Consider the following 18,712-nt stretch of genomic DNA (forward strand, 5'->3'; position numbering starts at 1 on the left):
GCTTACCTCAGCTTCAGCGTGGCGAGGCCGGCGAGTGCCAGCACGAAGGAGATGATCCAGAAGCGGATCACCACGGTCGGTTCGGCCCAGCCAAGCTGTTCGAAATGATGGTGGATCGGCGCCATCTTGAACACGCGCTTGCCGGTCCGCTTGTAGAAGAAGACCTGGATGATGACCGACAGTGCCTCGACCACGAACAGGCCGCCGACGACGCCCAGAACGATTTCATGATGGGCGGTGACCGCGATCACGCCAATCGTGCCACCCAGCGCCAGACTGCCGGTATCGCCCATGAAGACCGCGGCAGGCGGTGCGTTGAACCAGAGGAACGCCAGCCCCGCGCCGATGATCGCCCCGCACAAGATGGTAAGGTTGCCCGCGCCCGGCACATGCGGGATGCCCAGATAGGTGGCGAAGTCCGCGCGGCCAACCAGATAGACGATCGCCATGAACGCCATGCAGGCGATGATGACCGGCATGGTCGCCAGGCCATCGAGCCCGTCGGTCAGGTTCACCGCATTGCCGAAGGCGACGATGACGAAGGCGGCAAACAGGAAATAGAAAGGCCCAAGCTCGATCGCAGGCCCATTGTAGAAGGGCACATAGAGCGCGGTGTTGCCATGTTGGTTGACGATCATCCAGGCGGCGAAACCGGCGATCAGGAACTCGAAGGCCAGGCGCATCTTGGCCGACAGCCCCTTGTGGCTGGCCTTGGTCACCTTGTCATAATCGTCGAGGAAGCCGATCGCGCCGAAACCCAGGGTCACGAACAGACAGGCCCAGACATAGGTGGAGGACAGGTCCATCCACAGCAGCACCGATACGACCATGGAGGTCAGGATCATCAGGCCGCCCATGGTCGGCGTGCCGCGCTTGGCCAGATGGGTCTGCGGCCCGTCGCTGCGGATCGGCTGCCCCTTGCCCTGGCGCACGCGCAGCCAGCCGATGAACTTGGGGCCGATGACGAGGCCGATGATCAGCGCGGTCGCGATCGCCGCGCCCGCCCGGAAGGACAGGTAGCGGATGAGGTTGAAGGCGCCCGCAAAATCCAGGGTCTGGGCAAGCCAGTAGAGCATCAGTCTTTATCTCCGTCGCGGGCGGCATCGCCAAGGGCGGCGACCAGGCGGGACAGCCCGATGCCATTGGAGCCCTTGACCAGGATCGCGTCACCCGCACGCATTTCCTTGTTGATCAGATCGGTGGCCGACGCGGCGTCCGGCACATGGTCGAAGGCGACAAGGCCGCCAAGGGCGTCGGCCAGCGGCGCCATCTCCTCGCCCACCAATATCGCATAGTCGACGCCATTCTCGCTCAACGGTTGCGAGAGTGCGGCGTGCAGTTCGGTGCTGCGGCTGCCCAGTTCGCGCATGCCGCCCAGCACGGCGATGCGGCGGTCGGCCTGCTCGCGCCCCAATTGCTTGAGCGTCGCGGCCATGCTGAGGGGGTTGGCGTTATAGCTTTCGTCGATCAGCAGCGCCTCGCCCCCCGCCACCGGCAGAATGCGGCGCGCACCGCGTCCGGGCAGGCCCGGCATTTCCGCGAGCGCAAGGCCCGCAGCGGCCAGATCGCCGCCCAGCGCCTCGACCGCCGCCAGCACGGCAAGCGAATTGGACACCCAATGGTCGCCCGGCGCGCCGACGGTGAAGCAAAGCTCCACCCCCGGCAGCGCGGCGGTCACCAGCGTGCCACCACCCGGCGCCGGCACGGTATCGCGCACGAAAATATCCGCCTCCGGGCTGAAGCCAAAGGTCAGGATATGATCGGCATGGCGCTCCGCCTTGCCATAGAGGGTCGCGACATGCGGGCTATCATAGGGGATGACAGCGGTGCCGCCCGGCTCCAGCCCCTCGAAAATCTCGGCCTTGGCTTCGGCGATCTTTTCCTCGGTCCCGAAAAATTCGATATGGGCCGGCGCGATGGCGGTGACGATCGCCACGTTCGGGCGCACCTGCCGCGTCAGCGCAGCCAGTTCGCCGGCATGGTTCATGCCCATTTCGAACACGCCATAGGCCGCATCGCGCGGCATCCGCGCCAGGCTCAGCGGCACGCCGACATGGTTGTTATAGCTTTTGACCGACCGATGGACGCCGCCCGGACAGGCCCGTTCAAGGGCATGGAACAGCGCTTCCTTGGTGCCGGTCTTGCCGACCGACCCGGTCACGCCGATGATCTTCGCGCTGCTGCGCTTGCGCGACGCGCGGCCCAGCGCTTCCAGCGCGGCGGCACTGTCGGCCACCAGCACATGGGGATAGTCGACCGGCTCGCTGACAATCGCGCCGGCCGCGCCCTGGGCGAAGGCCTTGTCGACGAATTTGTGGCCGTCGGTCGTTTCGCCCTTCATCGCGACGAACAGGTCACCCGCGCCCACCTCGCGACTGTCGAAGGCTACGCCAGAAACGGCGAACGGCGCCGACACGGCGCCGCCCGTAGCGTCTGCGATCTCGGCCGAGGTCCAGAGATCGCTCACCCCGCGCACTCCCGTGCCACGGTGACATCGTCAAAGGGTAGCACCCGGTCGCCGATGATCTGGCCCTGCTCATGCCCCTTGCCGGCGAGCAGGACGATGTCATCGCCCCCCGCCTGGCCGATGGCGGCGGCGATCGCCGCGCGGCGGCCGCCAATTTCCTCCGCCCCCGGCGCGCCCGCCATCACGGCGGCGCGGATCGCGGAGGGTTCTTCCGAACGGGGATTGTCGTCGGTCACGATGACATGGTCGGCCAGATCGGCGGCAACCTTGCCCATCAGCGGGCGCTTGCCGGCATCGCGATCACCGCCCGCGCCGAACAGCGCGATCAGCTTGCCCCGGGTATGGGGACGCAGTGCCTCGATCGCGGCGCGCAGGCCATCGGGCGTATGGGCATAGTCGACATAGACGGGCGCGCCCGCCTTGCTGATGACCGCGCGTTCCAGACGGCCGCGCACCGGCTGGACCCGACCCAGCAATTCCAGCACCTTGGCGGTATCGCCGCCGGTCGCGATGACCAGACCAGCCGCCGTCAGCGCATTGGCCGCCTGATAGGCGCCGATCAGCGGCAGATTGACCTTGTAGAGCTTGCCATCGGCTTCGATTTCCAGCGTCTGGCCCAACTGGGTCGGGGTGCGGTTGGCAAGACGCAATGCCTGCCCCTGCACCCCGACGCTCAGCACACGAAGCCCCCGCTTCGTAGCCCGCTGGATCGCCTTGTCCGACCATTCATCGTCGGCCCAGATGACGGCCGCGCCGCCATCGCCCACGACTTCGTCGAACAGGCGCATCTTGGCATCGAAATAGCTGTCCATGTCGCCATGATAATCGAGATGATCGCGCGACAGGTTGGTGAAGGCGCCGGCCGCAACCGGCAGCCCCTCGGTGCGATACTGGTCGAGGCCATGGCTCGACGCCTCGAACGCGGCATGGGTGATGCCCTCGCGCTTGAGGCCCGACATGTTGGCGAGGAAGGTGACGATGTCCGGGGTGGTGAGCCCGGTCGACACCTGATCGACCGAGGTGGTGACGCCCAGCGTCCCGATCGAGGCCGACTTGTGACCCAGCATGCGCCACAACTGGCGCGCCAGCTCGACCGTGCTGGTCTTGCCATTGGTGCCGGTGACGGCGACGGTCACATCAGGGAAAGGCGCGAAATAGCGCGCGGCCAGTTGCGCGAACAGGCGGCGGGGATTGGCGTCGGCGATATGCACCGCGCCCTCGACCTTCGCCTCCGGCCGGGCGACGATCGCGACCGCGCCCGCCTTCACCGCATCGGCAATAAAATCCTCGCCATTGACGCGCAGGCCCTGAAAGGCACCGAAGATGGTGCCCGGCGCAACCTTGCGATTGTCGATGGCAAAACCCGTCACGGACGTGTCGAGGCCGGTGTTGCCACCGACCTCGACGCCCAGCTCCTCGATTAGCGACCCGAGGCGCATCACTCTGTCTCCTTGTCGCCGTGCAACAGCGGCATCAAATCCGAAATATCCACGTCCCGCCGCTCGTCCGGCATTACGCCAAGCATCGGCCCGGTGCGCTCCACCACCCGCTTCACCACCGGCGCCGCCGTCCATGCAGCGGTGCGCAGGCCATATTGGCCCGTCGCCTCGTCCATCGTGACGAGAACCACATAGCGGGGATTGTCCATCGGGAAGGCGGAAGCGAAAGTCGTCACCAGCGAAGTCTTGTTGTAGCGCCCTTCCTGGGGCTTTTCAGCGGAACCCGTCTTGCCGCCCACCCGGAATCCCTTGGCGTCGGCGCTACGCCCTGTACCCGCCGACACGATCATCCGCAACAGCTGGCGCATGCGCGCGCTGGTCGCGGCGGAAAAGACCCGGCGCCCCTCGGGCACTTCATCGGCCTTGAGCTTGCGGATCGTCGCCGGGCGCCAGATGCCGCCATTGACCAGCGCCGCATAGGCCGCCGCCAGATGCAGCGGCGTCACCGCGATGCCATGGCCATAGGAGGTGGTCATGCTGGTGATCCGGCCCCAATTGGTCGGCCACAGGCCACCGGCACGCTCATTGAACTCGATCGGCGCACGCTGGTCGAAATCCAGGCTGCGGAACAGCTTCTGCAGCGGCGCGGCGCCCATTTCGTCGGCGATCCGGGCGGTGCCGATATTGGAGCTGTGGACCAGGATTTCCGGCACGTTGATCCAGCGGCCGAGCGAGTGGTCGTCCTTGATGCGGAAGCCGCCAACGGCCAGCGGCGCGGTCGCGTCATAACGCTTGCTCATCGAGGTCACGACGCCGGCGTCCATGGCCGCCGCGATCGACAACGGCTTGAAGGCCGAACCCAGTTCGTAGCGGGCCTGCACCATATGGTTGCAGAGTGGCGATTCGGAGCAGCGCTTGCCGGCATAATTTTGCAGCTTGTTGGGATCGAACACCGGGATCGATGCCATGGCGATCACTTCGCCGGTATTGACGTCCAGGATGATGCCACCGGCACCCTTGGCCCGTGTCTGGACCAGCTGGGCATACAGCTCGCTTTCCAGCGCGCCCTGCACCCGGCTGTCGATCGACATGGCGAAGGGCCGGCTACGCTGCGCCGGATCGATCATCCGATCATTGAACGCGGCCTCCACGCCCATGCCGCCCTTGCCCTCGGCATTGGGCGCAAAGCCGAGAATATGCGCGGCCAGCGTGCGCTGGGGATAGAGACGCTCTTTCTCGCGCGGAAATTCGATGCCGATCTCACCCAGCGCGTTCACCGCCGCCACTTCCTCGGGCAGCGCGCGCCGGCGCAGATAGGCCCAGCCGCGCCCCCTCAGCTTCTTGGCGAACACCGCTTCGGACTCGTCCGGGAAGATTTCGTGCAGCTTGCGCGCCAGTTCGTCGGGATCGCCGATCAGCTTGGACGGGCGCACCGCGATCGAATAGGCGTCCATGGTCCGCGCCAGCGGCACCCCATTGCGGTCGACAATGTCCGCGCGCGCCGGGGTGAAGCCCGACAATCCATCACCATTGCCATTGCCGCTCGCGAAAATGCCGACCCAGGTCAGACGCAGGATCAGCACGGCCGTGATCATCATGAACAGGATCAACAGCAACATCAGGCGATTATGCGCGATCGCCGTCAGGTTGACCCGTTGCCGCCCGGCACGGGCGCCGCCCGGCTGGACGATGATCGTGGCCATTAGCGACCTCCCTTTCGCTCGCGCGCCGCACGCGCACTGAGGTCACCCATGGTGCTGTCGTCCAGCAGCTTGGCATCCAGCATCGCCATGCGCTCGGCCCGGCGCGCGACCGGATTGGGCCGCGACACATCTGCGTCGGCCTTGGCACGCTGTTCAGCCAGTTTCACCGGCGCGGCGGGCTTGGCCAGCTTCTCGACATTGTCGGCGGCATGCGCCTCGCGGATCACGGCGATATCGCTGCGGATCTGGCTGGCGGCGGGGCTGGCCGGCGCGGCCTGCGGCGCGGACGGCAGATCGGCCGGCGTCTCGACCATCGCCACCATCACCGGCGGCGCGACATAGTCCGGGCCATTGGGCTGGACGCCATCCAGATGCGCCAGAGCCTGTTCGCCTGCCAGATACTGGCCGGCGGTCGGCGTCGCATACATGAAGTCGTCCTGGTTCCACCGCTCCAGCTGGCGCATGCTGGCGCGCGCGCTGAACTCGGTTTCCAGATAGCGGATATCGCCGCGCGCCTGAGCGATCTGCATCCGCACCCGCATCACGTCATTGCGCTCGGTCGCGACCTTCAAGGAGACGAGATAGGCGCCAAGCGCACCAAGCGCGACCAGCAACACCCAGATCAGGCTCTGCAATCTCTTGACCGCGATCATGGCCGGGCACTCCGATGGGCATTGGCAACAGGGGCGCCGGTCCGCACGGCGCTGCGCAGGGTGGCGGAACGGGCACGCGGATTGCGCGCCAGTTCCGTTTCGCCAGACTTTACGGCCTTGGCGGGCTTTTCGAATGCAGGCGCAGCCTCGGCCTTCTTCTCGGGCAGGTGGCGCGATCCGCCCGCCTCGCTGCCGCTGCGCTTGCGCAGGAACTGCTTGACGATGCGGTCCTCCAGACTGTGGAAGGTCACGATCGCAAGGCGGCCGCCCGGCTCCAGCAGCGCTTCCGCCGCTTCGAGCGCGCGCTCCAGCTCCTCCAGTTCGCGATTCACATGGATGCGGATCGCCTGGAAGGTGCGGGTCGAGGGGTCCTTCTTGTCGTGCGGCTTGTAGCCCAGCGCCCGGCGCACCACGGCAGCAAGCTGCCCGGTCCGCTCCAGCGGCCGCGCATCGACGATCGCGCGGGCAACCCGGCGCGAACGCGGCTCCTCACCATAGCGATAGATGACGTCGGCAATATCCTCTTCCGCGGCGGTGTTGAGGAAATCGGCCGCGCTCATGCCGCCCTGACTCATCGTCATGTCCAGCGGACCATCCGCCTGGAAGGAAAAGCCGCGTTCGGGCCGGTCGAGCTGCATCGACGACACGCCGATATCCAGCGTGATGCCCGACACGCTGCTGACACCGCGCTCAGCCAACAGCTCCTCCATCCGCGAAAATTCGCCGGGGATCAGCGTGATACCCTTTTCATCGGCCAGCGCCTGCCCTTCCCGGATCGCATCGGGGTCGCGATCAAAGGCAAAGACCTGCGCGCCAGCCGCCGCCATGGCGCTGGAATAGCCGCCCGCGCCGAAGGTGCCGTCGACATGTCGCTCGCCCGGGGTAATGGCGAGCGCATCGAGCACTTCGGTCAGGAGGACGGGGATATGCGGCGTGGCGCTCACTTGCAGCCCTCCGCTGCGCGCTGTTCCAGCCAGCGGCGCACCTTGTTGCGGATCAGCGCCGGGCGATCCGGGCTTTCGACCAGCGCCTCGGGCTTCCAGATCTGGAAATAACGGCCAACGCCATAGAAGAACACGACGTCGGTGATACCGGCCTCTTCCTTGATATCGGGGTGCAGGAAGAAGCGGCCACCCTCGTCGAAATTCACGTCCTCGATCGTGCCCAGGCGATTCTCGCGCTCCAGATCACCATTGAACGGGCGATTGGCGGCGCGCGCCTCGCGCTCCAGCTCATTCACTTCCTCGAACAGGAACAGCTTGTGGGACAGGCCGAAGCCGGTGGCGCAGCCATTGTCCATATGGACCGACAGGCACAGACGGTTTTCGCCGCCGCTCGCCAGCTTCACCTGGCGGCGCATCTCCAGGGGCAACACGAAACGGCCCTTGCCGTCCGCGACGCTGAACGCGTTGCCCGAATAGAGAATGACGTCCGACACGCTGGAAATTCGCCCCTTTTAAGCAGGGCGCAGGCTTCCCGTCGCCGGAACCGCATTTTCGAATCCCGGCGCAAGACTCTCGCAAAGCCTGACTAACCCCAATGTTGGAATATCTACCAAGCATGAGGCGGCCTGCAAAGGGAAATGTTGGGTGAAGTTGGGAAAAGCCGGTCAGAAACGGGATTAACCGTTTTTTACTCCTTTCACCAGCTTATTTTCACTTTTTGTTCTCATGCCATTCCGCCCGCAACGATGGCGCAGCAGCATCAGACCCACTATCGCCCAGCCTGTCCCAGCCAGAAGCGCCGATCGCAGCCCCAGCCGGACATCCGCGACATCGCGCATCCAGCGGCGACCATCCGGCATCTCCGCCCCCAGCCATTGCGCCACCAGCGCCGGCGTATCGGCGCTCCAGGCGCGCGGATCGAGCGGCCGCGCCGGATCGGCCAGCCACAGCCGGTCGTCGATCAGGTCCGCGTCGCCCAGCAGAAGCACCTCCCCGCGGCCGATCCGCAACCGCAACGGAACAGCGCCCTCCTGCCCCTCCAATGACAAGGGCTGCATCCCGGCCATCGTCAAAAGCCGGCCATCGGGCAGGAAATGGCGTATTTCCCGATCGCGCACCGCCCCGCCCCGCACACCCCAATGCGCCAGCAAGGGGCCAAGCGTGCCGACCATCGGCGCCCGGCGCCGGTCACCCAGCGGCAAATCGGACGGCCAGCGCAGACGCGGATCGGTGAACAGCAGCAGCCGGCCGCCATCCCGGACCCAGCGGTCAAGCGCGACCAGCGCCTGCGGCGTCATCGGTCGGGGCTGCGCCAGCAGCAGGACCGGCGCGCCGGATGCGGCCAGTGCCCGCACATCATCGATCGGCCGCACGTCGAACCGGCTGCGCAGCAGCGTCACGATCGGCGCGTCCCGCCTTGTCCCAGCCCAACCCTCTTCCCAGAAGAGCGGCAGCGCGGTGATGACGGCAAGCACCGGACGATCAGGCTGGGAGGAAATGGGACGGGCCGGACCGAAGCCGAGCAGCAGCAGCGCTGCGGCCAATGCGACACATGCCGGCAGCCAGCGCCGCTGCCACAGCAAAGCGCCACCGCCGGCCGCCGCCAGCACCAGCAGCACCAAGCCGATCATGGCCCAGGGATCGGGCATGCGTGCAGCGGCCAGGGCGCAGAAGAGCAGCGCCATCCCGGCGCCACCCAGCCCCACCCACAACGCATGCAGAAAGTCCTGCCGCGCCAGCCACCACCCCGTCGGCACGAGCAACAGCAGCGCCGGCCAGCCCCAGCACCATGGATCCGCCTGCCCGGTGCGCCAGGCAGCCGCCAGACCGGCGAACAGCATCAGCGTCGCCGGCAGCAACAGGGTGAGCAATCGCGAAAGAAAGCGAACGAGCGACATCATCGCCCGTCAGGGCGTCTGCGGCGTGGGTTCCTGGTCCATCGGCTTGCGGATCTTGGGATCGGGCTGCAGATCGGGGACGATCGGCGCCATTTCCGGCGCGGGCTGCACACCCAGTTCGGCGAGCGGCTCCTTGGGCGTGGTGGCGGCGACAGCGGCATTGACGTCGATCGTCGGCACGGCCGGCGGCGCGGACGCAATATCGTCCACCCGCGCCTTGTCGATGACGATGTTCGCCAGCCCGACCAGCAGGACAACGCCTGCCAGGCCGGTCAGCCCTATCTGAACGCGCTGCAACCCCTCCTGTCGGCGGGAATGATCAGCCATGAACATGCTCTATTTTATGCCGCCGCGACCCGTGTCGGCCCGTCAATTGTGCGCGAGCCAGGGGAATATCGTCAAGCCCTTCGATTCGAGCCACTGCCGGTTGTAGAGGGTCGACAGATAGCGGAAGCCGGTATCGCACAGGATTGTCACGATTTTCTTGCCCGGCCCAAGCTGTTTCGCGAGCGCAACGGCACCGGCGACATTGATGCCCGAGGACAGGCCCAGGCACAGTCCCTCCTCGGCCAGCAGGCGGCGGACCCACTCCAGCCCTTCCTCGTCGGAAATGCGGAACTGGGTGTCGATCGGCGCGCCTTCCAGATTGGCGGTGATGCGCCCCTGGCCGATGCCTTCGGCGACCGAATTGCCCTCCGCCTTCAACTCGCCATGGGCGTAGTAATTATAGAGCGCCGCGCCATGGGGATCGGCGAGGCCGATGACGATATTCTCGTCATGCGCCTTGAGGCCCAGGCCCACGCCGGCGATCGTGCCGCCGGTGCCCGCCGCACAGATGAAGCCGTCGATCCGGCCTTCCATCTGGGTCCAGATTTCCTCGGCCGTGCCGACGATATGCGCCTTGCGATTGGCGATATTGTCGAACTGGTTGGCCCAGATCGCCCCTTCCGTCTCCTCGGCCAGGCGGCGCGAGGTGTGGACGAAATGGCCGGGGTTGGAATAGGGCGCCGCCGGCACCGTCACCAGTTCCGCGCCCAGCGCGCGCAGCGTGTCCATCTTTTCCCGGCTCTGCGTCTCGGGCATGACGATGATCGACTTGTACCCCTTGGCATTGGCGACCAGCGCCAGGCCGATGCCGGTATTGCCGGCCGTCCCCTCGACGATCGTGCCGCCGGGCTTCAGCAGCCCCTTCTCCTCGGCATCATTGACGATGAAAAGGGCGGCGCGATCCTTCACCGACGCGCCGGGATTGGCGAATTCGCACTTGGCGTAGATATCGCATCCGGTGGCTTCGGACGGACCGGCGAGACGCACCATCGGGGTATTACCGATCAGGGCGAGGCTATCTTTCTGGAGCAGCATGCACCCCGCATAGCGGAGCCGATACGTGCTTGCCAAGCAAGGGAATGCTGCACCACGAAAAGAGCCGGTTTGCCCCGGCTTTGCGCGCCGGTCGCCCGTCCCCGATCCAGGACCGCCCCTATTCCGTGGAGGAATTGGAAAGGAAAATCGGCTATGGCCAAGGCCGCGCGGCAATCAGGCCCGCTCGATACCGGCTGGATGATGCGGCTTTCGCGACAACAGGAACGATGGATCTGGCATGGCGGCCTGGGCGCACTGGCGCTTGCGGTGCTGGTCGTGCCGCATCTCATCACCGCCGCGCCGCTCGACATGCTGGCCGAGGATCATCATGGCCCCGACCCGGCCGAGCAGGCGGGCGCCAATTTCCCCGGCTCCGCCTTCTTCTATGCCGAGGGCGCCTTCGATCCGGCGCCCGGCGCACTCACCATCCAGAGCCCGCATGTCATGGGCCTGGCCGAGGTCAAGGCAGCGCCGGCCGCCACCTTCCGCGGGCTCACGGCGACCGACAGCTATCGCGCGCTCAACTGCCTGACATCGGCCATCTATTATGAAGCCGGGAACGAGCCAGAGGAGGGCCAGCGCGCCGTGGCACAGGTGGTATTGAACCGCGTGCGCAGCCCGCTCTGGCCCAACAGCGTCTGCGGCGTGGTCTATCAGGGGTCGGAACGCACCGACTTCCACTGCCAGTTCACCTTCAGCTGCGATGGCGCCATGGCCCGCCTGCCCAACGCCGTCGCCTGGGTCCGCGCGCGCGGCATCGCCCAGCAGGCATTGTCGGGCAAAGCCTATGCCCCGGTGGGCCTTGCCACCCATTATCATACGCTGGCCGTCCGCCCGGCCTGGTCCGCCACGCTGCAGCCGGTTGCCGTGATCGGCGCCCATATCTTCTATCGCGGCATGGGCTTCAACGGTACGCCCGCCGCCTTTAGCGACGCCTATCCGGGGCGCGAACTGATATCCGGCCCTGCCCGCCGGATCTGGCCAGTCCAGCCGGTGACGCCCGTCGAACTGATGAGCGCGGGACCGGCAACCGCCTATGTGCCCCTGCCGACGGTCGCGCCCTCCACGCCGGCGACGCAGCCCGCGCCCGCGGCGCCCCTTGCCGCGCCGATCGACAATCTGCCGGAATCGACGATCCGTCCCGAATATCGCAACAGCGGCCGGCCGCTCGGTTGAACCGCACCATCTTTTTGCGCTCGCCCGGCGAGATTATTTTAGGTTAATATCCAATCAACCAGCGAAATGCCTGAAAACAAGGGCAATTAAAATTCGCGATCGGGAGCGGAAATCGGGAACCACCCGCTTTGCCGCTCGTTCTGAATTTCGGATAGCAAATCTTTTGCCCCCCGCTCTTGCTATCCAAAAAATATGAGCCCGGAACGCATCATCCCCCCCCCGACGCGTTCCGGGCTCAGACTTTTTCGGGCCACCCTCCCCCATCGTCGAACCAGCGCCAGCCGGCGGAACCCTTCCCGTCCAGGCGTGTTCTCCAGCGGTCACCGATATGGCTCGCCATGCGGTCGGCCGAATTTCGGAAGGAGAAACCGATGACCAAGACAATCGTCACCGCCCTGCTGCTCACCGGCTCGCTGCTGGTATCCGCCTGCAACACGGTGGAAGGCGCTGGCAGGGACGTGCAGAGCGCCGGCAAGGCCGTCGAGAAGTCGGCCAACTGATCAGATAAAAAGGCCCGCGTTTCGCGGGCCTTTTCTTATGCGGAAACTTCCTCTGCCGCCGCTTCTGCGGCGGCCCGTTTCGCCTGGCTGCGATCGGTGAACCAGATCGCGACCAGCGTGATTTCGTAGAGCAGCAGCAGCGGGATGGCGAGCATCAGCTGCGACACCACATCCGGCGGGGTCAACACCGCGGCCAGGATGAAGGCGCCGACGATCATGTAGCGGCGCATACCCTTGAGCTGGTCACGCGACACAAAGCCGGCCCGGTTGAGCAGCATCAGCAGCACCGGCAGCAGGAAACAGATGCCGAAAGCCAGGATAAACTGCATCACCAGGCCCAGATAGCTGTCCGCGCTCGGCAATGCCTCGATCTGCAGCCCGCTTGCATCCCCCTGATAGCCCAGGAAGAAATGGAAGGCGGTCGGCATCACCACGAAATAGGCCAGGCTCGCGCCCAGCGCGAACAGGAAGGGCGTGGCGATCAGGAACGGCAGCAGCGCCTTCTTTTCCTTCGCATACAGGCCCGGCGCGACGAACGCCCAGAGCTGGTTGGCGATGATCGGAAAGGACAGGCAGAACGCACCGAAGGCCGCGATCTTGATCTGCACGAAAAAGGCTTCGTAGAGTTTGGTGTAGACCAGCTTGCCGCCGGCGTCGCCAAAGGCTTCCTTGAGCGGATGGACCAGGATGGCAAAGAGCTGTTCGGAGAAATAGAAACAGATCCCCCCGGTGATGAACAGCGCATAGACGCATTTGAGCAGGCGGCTGCGCAGCTCGATCAGATGGTCCAGCAAAGGCGCCTTGCTGTCGTCAATCTCGCCGATCATGCCGCCGCATCCCCCTGCTTGGGCGCCACCGGCTCCTCGGCAACATAGGGTGGCTTGTCCGCCACCGGTGGCGGCGCGGCCTCCGCCACATAGGGCGGCGCATCGGCAACGGGGGCCGCCGGCGCTTCCGCCACATAAGGCGGCTTGTCGTCTACAGCCGAAGCAGCGGGCGCATCGCTGGCCGAACCATGCTCGATGACCTGGGTTTCTGGAACCTGGGTCTCGGGCGGATGCTCGGCCATGATGCGCTTATTCTGCTCGGCCCATTTCTTTTCCAGCTCTTCCAGCTCAACTTCCCGCACCATGGCATCGATGCCGGTGCGGAAATGCCGGGCCATGCCCTGGGCCTTCCCCACGATCTGCCCCACCTTGTAGAGCGCGCGCGGAAGATCCTTCGGGCCGATCACGATCACCGCAATGATCACGATCACCAGAAATTCGGTCGAATCGATGCCAAACATGCGCGACTACCAGCCTGCGTTAGAGATCAGGCCTTGGTCTTTTCTTCGGTTGCGCTCGGCGCATCCTGTTCGGGCACGCGATGACCCTCGATCCGGGTCGCGGGCTTTGCCGGCGTCGCGTCGTCCTCGTCGTCGGCCATGCCCTTCTTGAAGCTCTTGATGCCCTTGGCCACGTCACCCATCAGGCCGGAAATCCGGCCGCCACCGAACAGCAGCATGACGACCAGGAGCACGATCACCCAGTGCATCAGCGAGAAAGAACCCATTTTCACATACTCCTGAAAGGAGGCCTTTCTAGGCCTCTTCCTCATCCTTTTCCAGAACGGATTGACCGCCCAGACCCTCCAGCGCCAAATCCACCGGATCCAGCAACCCCGCAGCCCGCAAATCGTCCAGACCCGGCAAGTCCCGGCGGCTGCTAAGGCCAAAATGTGACAGAAACTCTACGCTGGTCGCATAGATGAGCGGGCGACCCGGCACTTCGCGCCGCCCCACCGGACGCACCCAGCCAGCCTCCATCAGCACATCCAGCGTGCCCTTGGCCACCTGAACCCCGCGAATCGCCTCGATCTCCGCGCGGCTCACCGGCTCATGATAGGCGATGATCGCCAGCGTCTCCATCGCGGCGCGGGACAGCTTGCGCGTCTCGTCCCGTTCCCGCCGCAGGATATGCGCCAGGTCGGCCGCCGTCTGGAAATGCCAGCGCCCGCCCCGCTCGACCAGATTGACGCCGCGCCCGGCATAATCCTGCGCCAGCCCGGCCAGCGTCGCGGGCAGATCACCGCCATCGCCGACATGGGCGCGCAGTTCGGCAGGCGTCAGCGGCTCCTCCGACGCGAACAAGGCCGCCTCCACCGCGCGCGCGAAATCATCCATCTCCCGGATCACCGCAACTGCTCCCATTGATCGCCCGACAGCGCCGCCCGCAGATAGATCGGCTCGAATATTCCGTCCTGCCTTATGTCCACCCGCCCCTGCTTGGCCAGTTCCAGCATCGCCACGAAGCTGCTGGCCAGCGCCGATTTCGCCATCGGTCCGTCGCGATCGTCGGGCAGGAAGGATTCCAGGGTCGTCCAGTCGAGCGCCGATCCGACCAGCGCACTCACCCGCTGGATCGCCTCGTCGAGGGTCATCACCGGCCGCACCGCAACCATATGCACCACCGGCTGGTTACGCGCGCGGATCTGGCCATAGGCCTGGATCAGATCATAAAGGCTGGCGCTCCACTTCGCCCGCCGCACCATGTGCAGCCCCTCGGGCCGGGGGCGGACGAACACGTCGCGCCCGATTCGATCGCCGGCCATCAGTCGCGCGCCGGCCTCGCGCATGGCGTGCAGCCGTTGCAGCCGCAATTGCAGCCGCAGCGCCATTTCCTCGGGACTGGGCTCGGGCTGCGCTTCCTTGGGCAGCAGCATCGCCGATTTGAGATAGGCGAGCCACGCCGCCATCACCAGATAGTCGGCCGCCAGTTCCAGCTTCAGCTGCCGCGCGCCATCTACATAGGCCAGATATTGCTCGACCAGCGCCAGGATGGAGATTTCGCGCAGGTCGACCTTCTGCGTCCGCGCCAGCGCCAGCAACAGGTCGAGCGGCCCCTCCCAGCTTTCGAAGCTGACGGTCAGGACCTCGGCGGGCGTCGCGGCCGGGGCGGTGAAGAGATCGTCCATCGCCCCCGCGTCCGCGATCAGGCCGGAACCAGCGCCAGCAACGTGTCGCGGGTCGCCAGCAACTCCTCGAACGGCGGCAGGTCGGCGACATGGGCCGAGCCCATCGCCCGATCGAGCCGCGCCTGCGCCGCCGGCGTGATCTCCGGCAGCAGATTGGCGATGCCGACCATATCGTCCATCCGCCCCCAGCAATTGAGCGCCAGGTCGCACCCGGCCGCGACCACGCCGGCGGCCAGTTCCGGAATCGAGCCCTTGAGCGCCTTCATGTCGAGATCGTCGGACATCAGCAGCCCGTCAAAGCCGATGCGCTGGCGAATAATCTCCTCGATCACGATCGGCGACAGGCTGGCCGGCCGATCGGCATCCCAGGCGGTGTAGACGACATGGGCCGTCATGCCCATCGGTGCGTCCTTGAGCGCGCGGAACGGCGCCAGGTCGGTGTCCAGTTCCTCCGTCCCGGCATGGACGACCGGCAGTTCCAGATGGCTGTCGACCAGCGCGCGGCCATGGCCGGGCATATGCTTGACGATGCCCACCACATTGCCGTCGGCCAGCCCCTCGATCACGGCGCGACCAAGCGCCGCGACGCGCATCGGTTCGGCGCCCAGCGTCCGGTCGCCCATGATGTCGCTTGCGCCCGCCTGCCGCACGTCCAGCAGCGGCAGCGCATCGACCGTGATGCCAACCTCCGCCAGCATCAGCGCCAGAGCCCGCGCATTGGCCCGCGCCGCCGCGATCGCGCTGGACGGCGCAATGTCATAGAGATGATCGAACACCGCGCCGGCGGGAAAGCTGGGCCAGACCGGCGCCTGCATCCGCGCGACCCGGCCGCCCTCCTGATCGATCATGATCAGCAGGTCGTCGCGCCCGTGCAGCGCGCGCAGTTCGTCGGTCAGCGCCCGCACCTGCGCGCGATCGGCGATGTTGCGCTTGAACAAGATATAGCCGGCCGGCTGCGCCTCGGCAAAGAAGGCGCGCTCGTCGGCGGTCAGGGTTTCGCCGGATAGGCCGAAGATGACGGGTTTCATGACGCCGATGCTAATGACTAAGGCGCGGGCTGTCGACGCCCGCGCCCTGTTTGGGTCAATTGACGATGATGCAGCTTTCGCCCGCGACCTTCAGCTTGCCGCAAACGGTGCCCGCCTGCCCGCCGGCGCTGGCGCGCAGACGATAGACGGTGCTGCCGCCCACTTCGGCCGGCTCGACCGACATGGCGAGCGGCGCCAGATAGGCAAAGCGCTTCGACAGGCGGCCCCAGGCATCCTTGGCGCCCGACGCACTGCCATAGGCGCCCAGCTGGATGACGCCGCTGCCAGCCGCCTTGGGCGCGGCTGCCTTGGGCGCGGCCCTGGTCTCGTCCTCGACCTTGGCGGTGACGCTCTGCGCCGGCTTGGCCGGAACAGCGGGCTTGGTGCCTGCGGGGGCAGCGCCGGTCGGGGTGATCGGCGCCTCGGGCACGCGGCTCGGATCGATCTGGCCATCGCGGGCCACGCCCTCGCTCGCGGCGAAGCTGGCATCGCCCTCGCCCTGGAACTTCTTGGCGTCCGCTTCCTTGGCCGCGATCTTGTAGTCGCCCTGCGGCGCGGCGATCAGCTGCCCCTCGCCCGCGCCGCCGTCGTTGCGGTTCTGCAGCCACCACATGCCCGCGACCACAGCGCCGATCAGCACCAGCCCCAGGATGATGAGGCCCAGCAGGCGCAGCGGCGAAATCCGCTCCTCATCCGCCTCGTCGAGCGCAGGCTCCAGCCAGGGCAGCCGGTCCTCGTCATCGAGGTCAAGTCGCCCACGTGCATAGTCACCCATTATCGAAACTCCGCTCGGCTCACTGCATTTCGGTCAGCGCGACCACGCCCATCAGGGCAAGGCCGTTGCGGATGATCTGCCCGATTCCGCGGCTCAAGAAAAGCCGGGCCGAGGTGAGCGCCGGATCGTCCGCCAGCACCACGCGCGCGCGCGGATCATCATTGCCCATATTCCACCAGCCATGGAATGCCGAAGCCAAGTCATTGAGATAGAAGGCAATACGATGCGGTTCGCGAGCCTGCGCCGATCCTTCGACGACGCGCGGGAACTGCGCTGCCAGCTTCACCAGGCTCAGCTCCGCCGTCCCAAGCAGGGACAGGTCAGGCGCGGGAAGGTCGATCCCGGCCTCCTCTGCACGGCGGCCGAGCGAGGAAATGCGGGCATGGGCATATTGCACATAGAAGACCGGATTGTCCTTCGAAGCTTCCACCACCTTGGCGAAATCGAAGTCCATCTGGGCATCGGCCTTACGCGTCAGCATGGTGAAGCGGACGACATCCTTGCCCACTTCGCGCACGACATCGGCCAGCGTCACGAAATTGCCGGCGCGCTTGGACATCTTCACCGGTTCGCCATCGCGCAGCAGGCGGACCATCTGGATGAGCTTCACGTCGAACCGCGCCTTGCCCTCGGTCAGGGCGGCGACGGCGGCCTGGATGCGCTTCACCGTGCCGGCATGGTCCGCGCCCCAGATGTCGATCAGTTGATCGGCCGATTGCGCCTTCTGGAAATGATAGGCCATGTCGGCGCCGAAATAGGTCCAGCTGCCATTCGACTTCTTGATCGGCCGATCCTGGTCGTCGCCGAACTTGGTCGAACGGAACAGCGGCAGCTCCACCGGCTCCCAATCGTCGGGCAATTCGCCCTTGGGCGCTTCCAGCACGCCGTCATAGACCAGGTCATGGGCGCGCAGCCAGGCCTCGGCCTCGGCCGGCTTGCCTGCCGCCTGCAGTTCGGCCTCCGATGAGAAAATGTCATGATGGATGCCCAGCAGCGCGAGATCGCTGCGGATCATGTCCATCATCTTTGCCACGGCAAAGGTGCGGAACAGGACCAGCCAGTCGCCTTCCGGCGCGCCAACGAACTTGTCGCCATATTCGGCGGCCAGCGCCTGACCCACCGGCACCAGATAATCGCCCGGATAAAGCCCCTCGGGGATCGCGCCGACATCCTCGCCCAGCGCTTCGCGGTAGCGGACATGCGCCGAGCGGGCGAGCACATCGACCTGGCCGCCGGCATCATTGATATAATATTCGCGGATCACCTTGTGCCCGGCATATTCCAGCAGGGTGGCGAGCGCGTCACCGACCACCGCGCCGCGGCAATGGCCCATATGCATGGGACCGGTGGGGTTGGCCGAGACATATTCGACGTTCACGGTCGTGCCCGCGCCGAAATCGGACCGGCCATAATCGGCGGCTTCGGCATGGATCGCCGCCAGTTCGGCGCGCCAGGTCGGGTCGGTCAGGGTCAGGTTGATGAAGCCGGGGCCGGCGATGCTGGCTACCTCGACCTCGTCCAGCGCCTGCAGCTTGGTCACGATCGCATCGGCCAGCGCGCGCGGATTGGTGCCGGCGGGCTTGGCCAGCACCATCGCGGCGTTGGTGGCCAGGTCGCCATGGCTGGGATCGCGCGGCGGCTCCACCGTCACCGGCTTGCGGTTGAGGCCGGCGGGCAGCGTGCCTTCAGCCTCCAGCGCGTCGAGCACGGCATCGAGATGGGCGGTGAAACGGGTGTAAAGGGACACGGGCATTTCCTTCAACTCCGTTCGCCCTGAGCGAAGTCGAAGGGCCAGGCTGAACGGAGTGAAGC

At 66.1% G+C, this 18,712-nt stretch carries 20 protein-coding genes; 2 read left to right on the forward strand and 18 right to left on the reverse strand.

Annotated features, from left to right (window positions below; all coding sequences use genetic code 11):
- Positions 1-2: 2 nt before the first annotated feature.
- From mraY to A0U87_RS12350, 10 genes are all read right to left on the reverse strand, one after another.
- Positions 3-1,076: a phospho-N-acetylmuramoyl-pentapeptide-transferase gene (gene mraY, locus A0U87_RS12305; RefSeq protein ID WP_037510490.1), complete on the reverse strand. Its 1,074-nt coding sequence runs from the start codon at positions 1,074-1,076 to the stop codon at positions 3-5.
- Positions 1,076-2,467, reverse strand: a complete 1,392-nt coding sequence (gene murF, locus A0U87_RS12310; protein WP_048938798.1) for a UDP-N-acetylmuramoyl-tripeptide--D-alanyl-D-alanine ligase — start codon at positions 2,465-2,467, stop codon at positions 1,076-1,078. The genes mraY and murF overlap by 1 nt, the downstream gene beginning before the upstream one ends.
- Positions 2,464-3,906: a UDP-N-acetylmuramoyl-L-alanyl-D-glutamate--2,6-diaminopimelate ligase gene (locus A0U87_RS12315; protein ID WP_010336273.1), complete on the reverse strand. Its 1,443-nt coding sequence runs from the start codon at positions 3,904-3,906 to the stop codon at positions 2,464-2,466. Before A0U87_RS12315 ends, murF begins: the two co-directional genes overlap by 4 nt.
- Positions 3,906-5,609 (reverse strand): penicillin-binding protein 2, encoded by a 1,704-nt coding sequence (locus tag A0U87_RS12320; protein ID WP_004207965.1) that lies wholly within the window; start codon positions 5,607-5,609, stop codon positions 3,906-3,908. Before A0U87_RS12320 ends, A0U87_RS12315 begins: the two co-directional genes overlap by 1 nt.
- Entirely contained in the window at positions 5,609-6,262 is a 654-nt protein-coding gene (locus A0U87_RS12325) for a hypothetical protein (protein WP_004207966.1), read from the reverse strand. Before A0U87_RS12325 ends, A0U87_RS12320 begins: the two co-directional genes overlap by 1 nt.
- Positions 6,259-7,206, reverse strand: coding sequence for a 16S rRNA (cytosine(1402)-N(4))-methyltransferase RsmH (gene rsmH, locus A0U87_RS12330; protein WP_048938796.1), 948 nt, complete (start codon positions 7,204-7,206; stop codon positions 6,259-6,261). Before rsmH ends, A0U87_RS12325 begins: the two co-directional genes overlap by 4 nt.
- Complete coding sequence (locus tag A0U87_RS12335) at positions 7,203-7,700, reverse strand: MraZ protein (protein WP_048938795.1); 498 nt, start codon at positions 7,698-7,700, stop codon at positions 7,203-7,205. The genes rsmH and A0U87_RS12335 overlap by 4 nt, the downstream gene beginning before the upstream one ends.
- Positions 7,701-7,883: 183 nt before the next feature.
- The gene (locus tag A0U87_RS12340; RefSeq protein ID WP_048938794.1) at positions 7,884-9,107 is read right to left on the reverse strand and encodes a Gldg family protein; all 1,224 of its coding nucleotides are present in this window, start codon (positions 9,105-9,107) and stop codon (positions 7,884-7,886) included.
- 6 nt (positions 9,108-9,113) lie between these two features.
- Positions 9,114-9,431 (reverse strand): hypothetical protein, encoded by a 318-nt coding sequence (locus A0U87_RS12345; RefSeq protein WP_004207970.1) that lies wholly within the window; start codon positions 9,429-9,431, stop codon positions 9,114-9,116.
- A gap of 42 nt (positions 9,432-9,473) precedes the next feature.
- Positions 9,474-10,466, reverse strand: coding sequence for a cysteine synthase A (locus A0U87_RS12350; RefSeq protein ID WP_037510479.1), 993 nt, complete (start codon positions 10,464-10,466; stop codon positions 9,474-9,476).
- Positions 10,467-10,664: 198 nt separating this feature from the next.
- Here A0U87_RS12350 and A0U87_RS12355 point away from each other — a divergent pair, with 198 nt between their 5' ends.
- Positions 10,665-11,642 (forward strand): cell wall hydrolase, encoded by a 978-nt coding sequence (locus A0U87_RS12355; RefSeq protein ID WP_122928745.1) that lies wholly within the window; start codon positions 10,665-10,667, stop codon positions 11,640-11,642.
- A gap of 371 nt (positions 11,643-12,013) precedes the next feature.
- Positions 12,014-12,142, forward strand: coding sequence for an entericidin A/B family lipoprotein (locus tag A0U87_RS12360; RefSeq protein WP_004207973.1), 129 nt, complete (start codon positions 12,014-12,016; stop codon positions 12,140-12,142).
- Between the two features lie 35 nt (positions 12,143-12,177).
- On the opposite strand, the gene tatC is transcribed toward A0U87_RS12360, so the two are convergent.
- The 8 genes from tatC to argS are packed head-to-tail and all read right to left on the reverse strand — an operon-like array spanning position 12,178 to position 18,647.
- On the reverse strand, positions 12,178-12,969 hold the full coding sequence (gene tatC / locus A0U87_RS12365) for a twin-arginine translocase subunit TatC (protein WP_017501221.1): 792 nt from the start codon (positions 12,967-12,969) through the stop codon (positions 12,178-12,180).
- Positions 12,966-13,430: a translocase gene (locus A0U87_RS12370; RefSeq protein ID WP_048938792.1), complete on the reverse strand. Its 465-nt coding sequence runs from the start codon at positions 13,428-13,430 to the stop codon at positions 12,966-12,968. The genes tatC and A0U87_RS12370 overlap by 4 nt, the downstream gene beginning before the upstream one ends.
- A 26-nt stretch (positions 13,431-13,456) precedes the next feature.
- Positions 13,457-13,696, reverse strand: a complete 240-nt coding sequence (locus A0U87_RS12375) for a twin-arginine translocase TatA/TatE family subunit (protein ID WP_004207976.1) — start codon at positions 13,694-13,696, stop codon at positions 13,457-13,459.
- A gap of 28 nt (positions 13,697-13,724) precedes the next feature.
- Complete coding sequence (scpB, locus tag A0U87_RS12380) at positions 13,725-14,318, reverse strand: SMC-Scp complex subunit ScpB (protein WP_004207977.1); 594 nt, start codon at positions 14,316-14,318, stop codon at positions 13,725-13,727.
- Positions 14,315-15,097 (reverse strand): ScpA family protein, encoded by a 783-nt coding sequence (locus A0U87_RS12385; RefSeq protein WP_004207978.1) that lies wholly within the window; start codon positions 15,095-15,097, stop codon positions 14,315-14,317. Before A0U87_RS12385 ends, scpB begins: the two co-directional genes overlap by 4 nt.
- A gap of 17 nt (positions 15,098-15,114) precedes the next feature.
- Positions 15,115-16,125 carry a beta-N-acetylhexosaminidase gene (gene nagZ, locus A0U87_RS12390; protein ID WP_048938791.1) on the reverse strand — a complete coding sequence of 337 codons (1,011 nt, stop codon included), beginning with the start codon at positions 16,123-16,125 and terminating at the stop codon, positions 15,115-15,117.
- A 55-nt stretch (positions 16,126-16,180) separates the two neighbouring features.
- A complete protein-coding gene (locus A0U87_RS12395) occupies positions 16,181-16,900 on the reverse strand; it encodes an SPOR domain-containing protein (RefSeq protein ID WP_048938790.1) in 720 nt (239 codons plus the stop codon).
- A 19-nt stretch (positions 16,901-16,919) separates the two neighbouring features.
- The gene (argS, locus tag A0U87_RS12400; RefSeq protein ID WP_048938805.1) at positions 16,920-18,647 is read right to left on the reverse strand and encodes an arginine--tRNA ligase; all 1,728 of its coding nucleotides are present in this window, start codon (positions 18,645-18,647) and stop codon (positions 16,920-16,922) included.
- Between the last annotated feature and the right edge of the window lie 65 nt (positions 18,648-18,712).

The sequence above is a fragment of the Sphingobium sp. MP9-4 genome (assembly GCF_005281675.1).
Taxonomy (GTDB): domain Bacteria; phylum Pseudomonadota; class Alphaproteobacteria; order Sphingomonadales; family Sphingomonadaceae; genus Sphingobium; species Sphingobium yanoikuyae.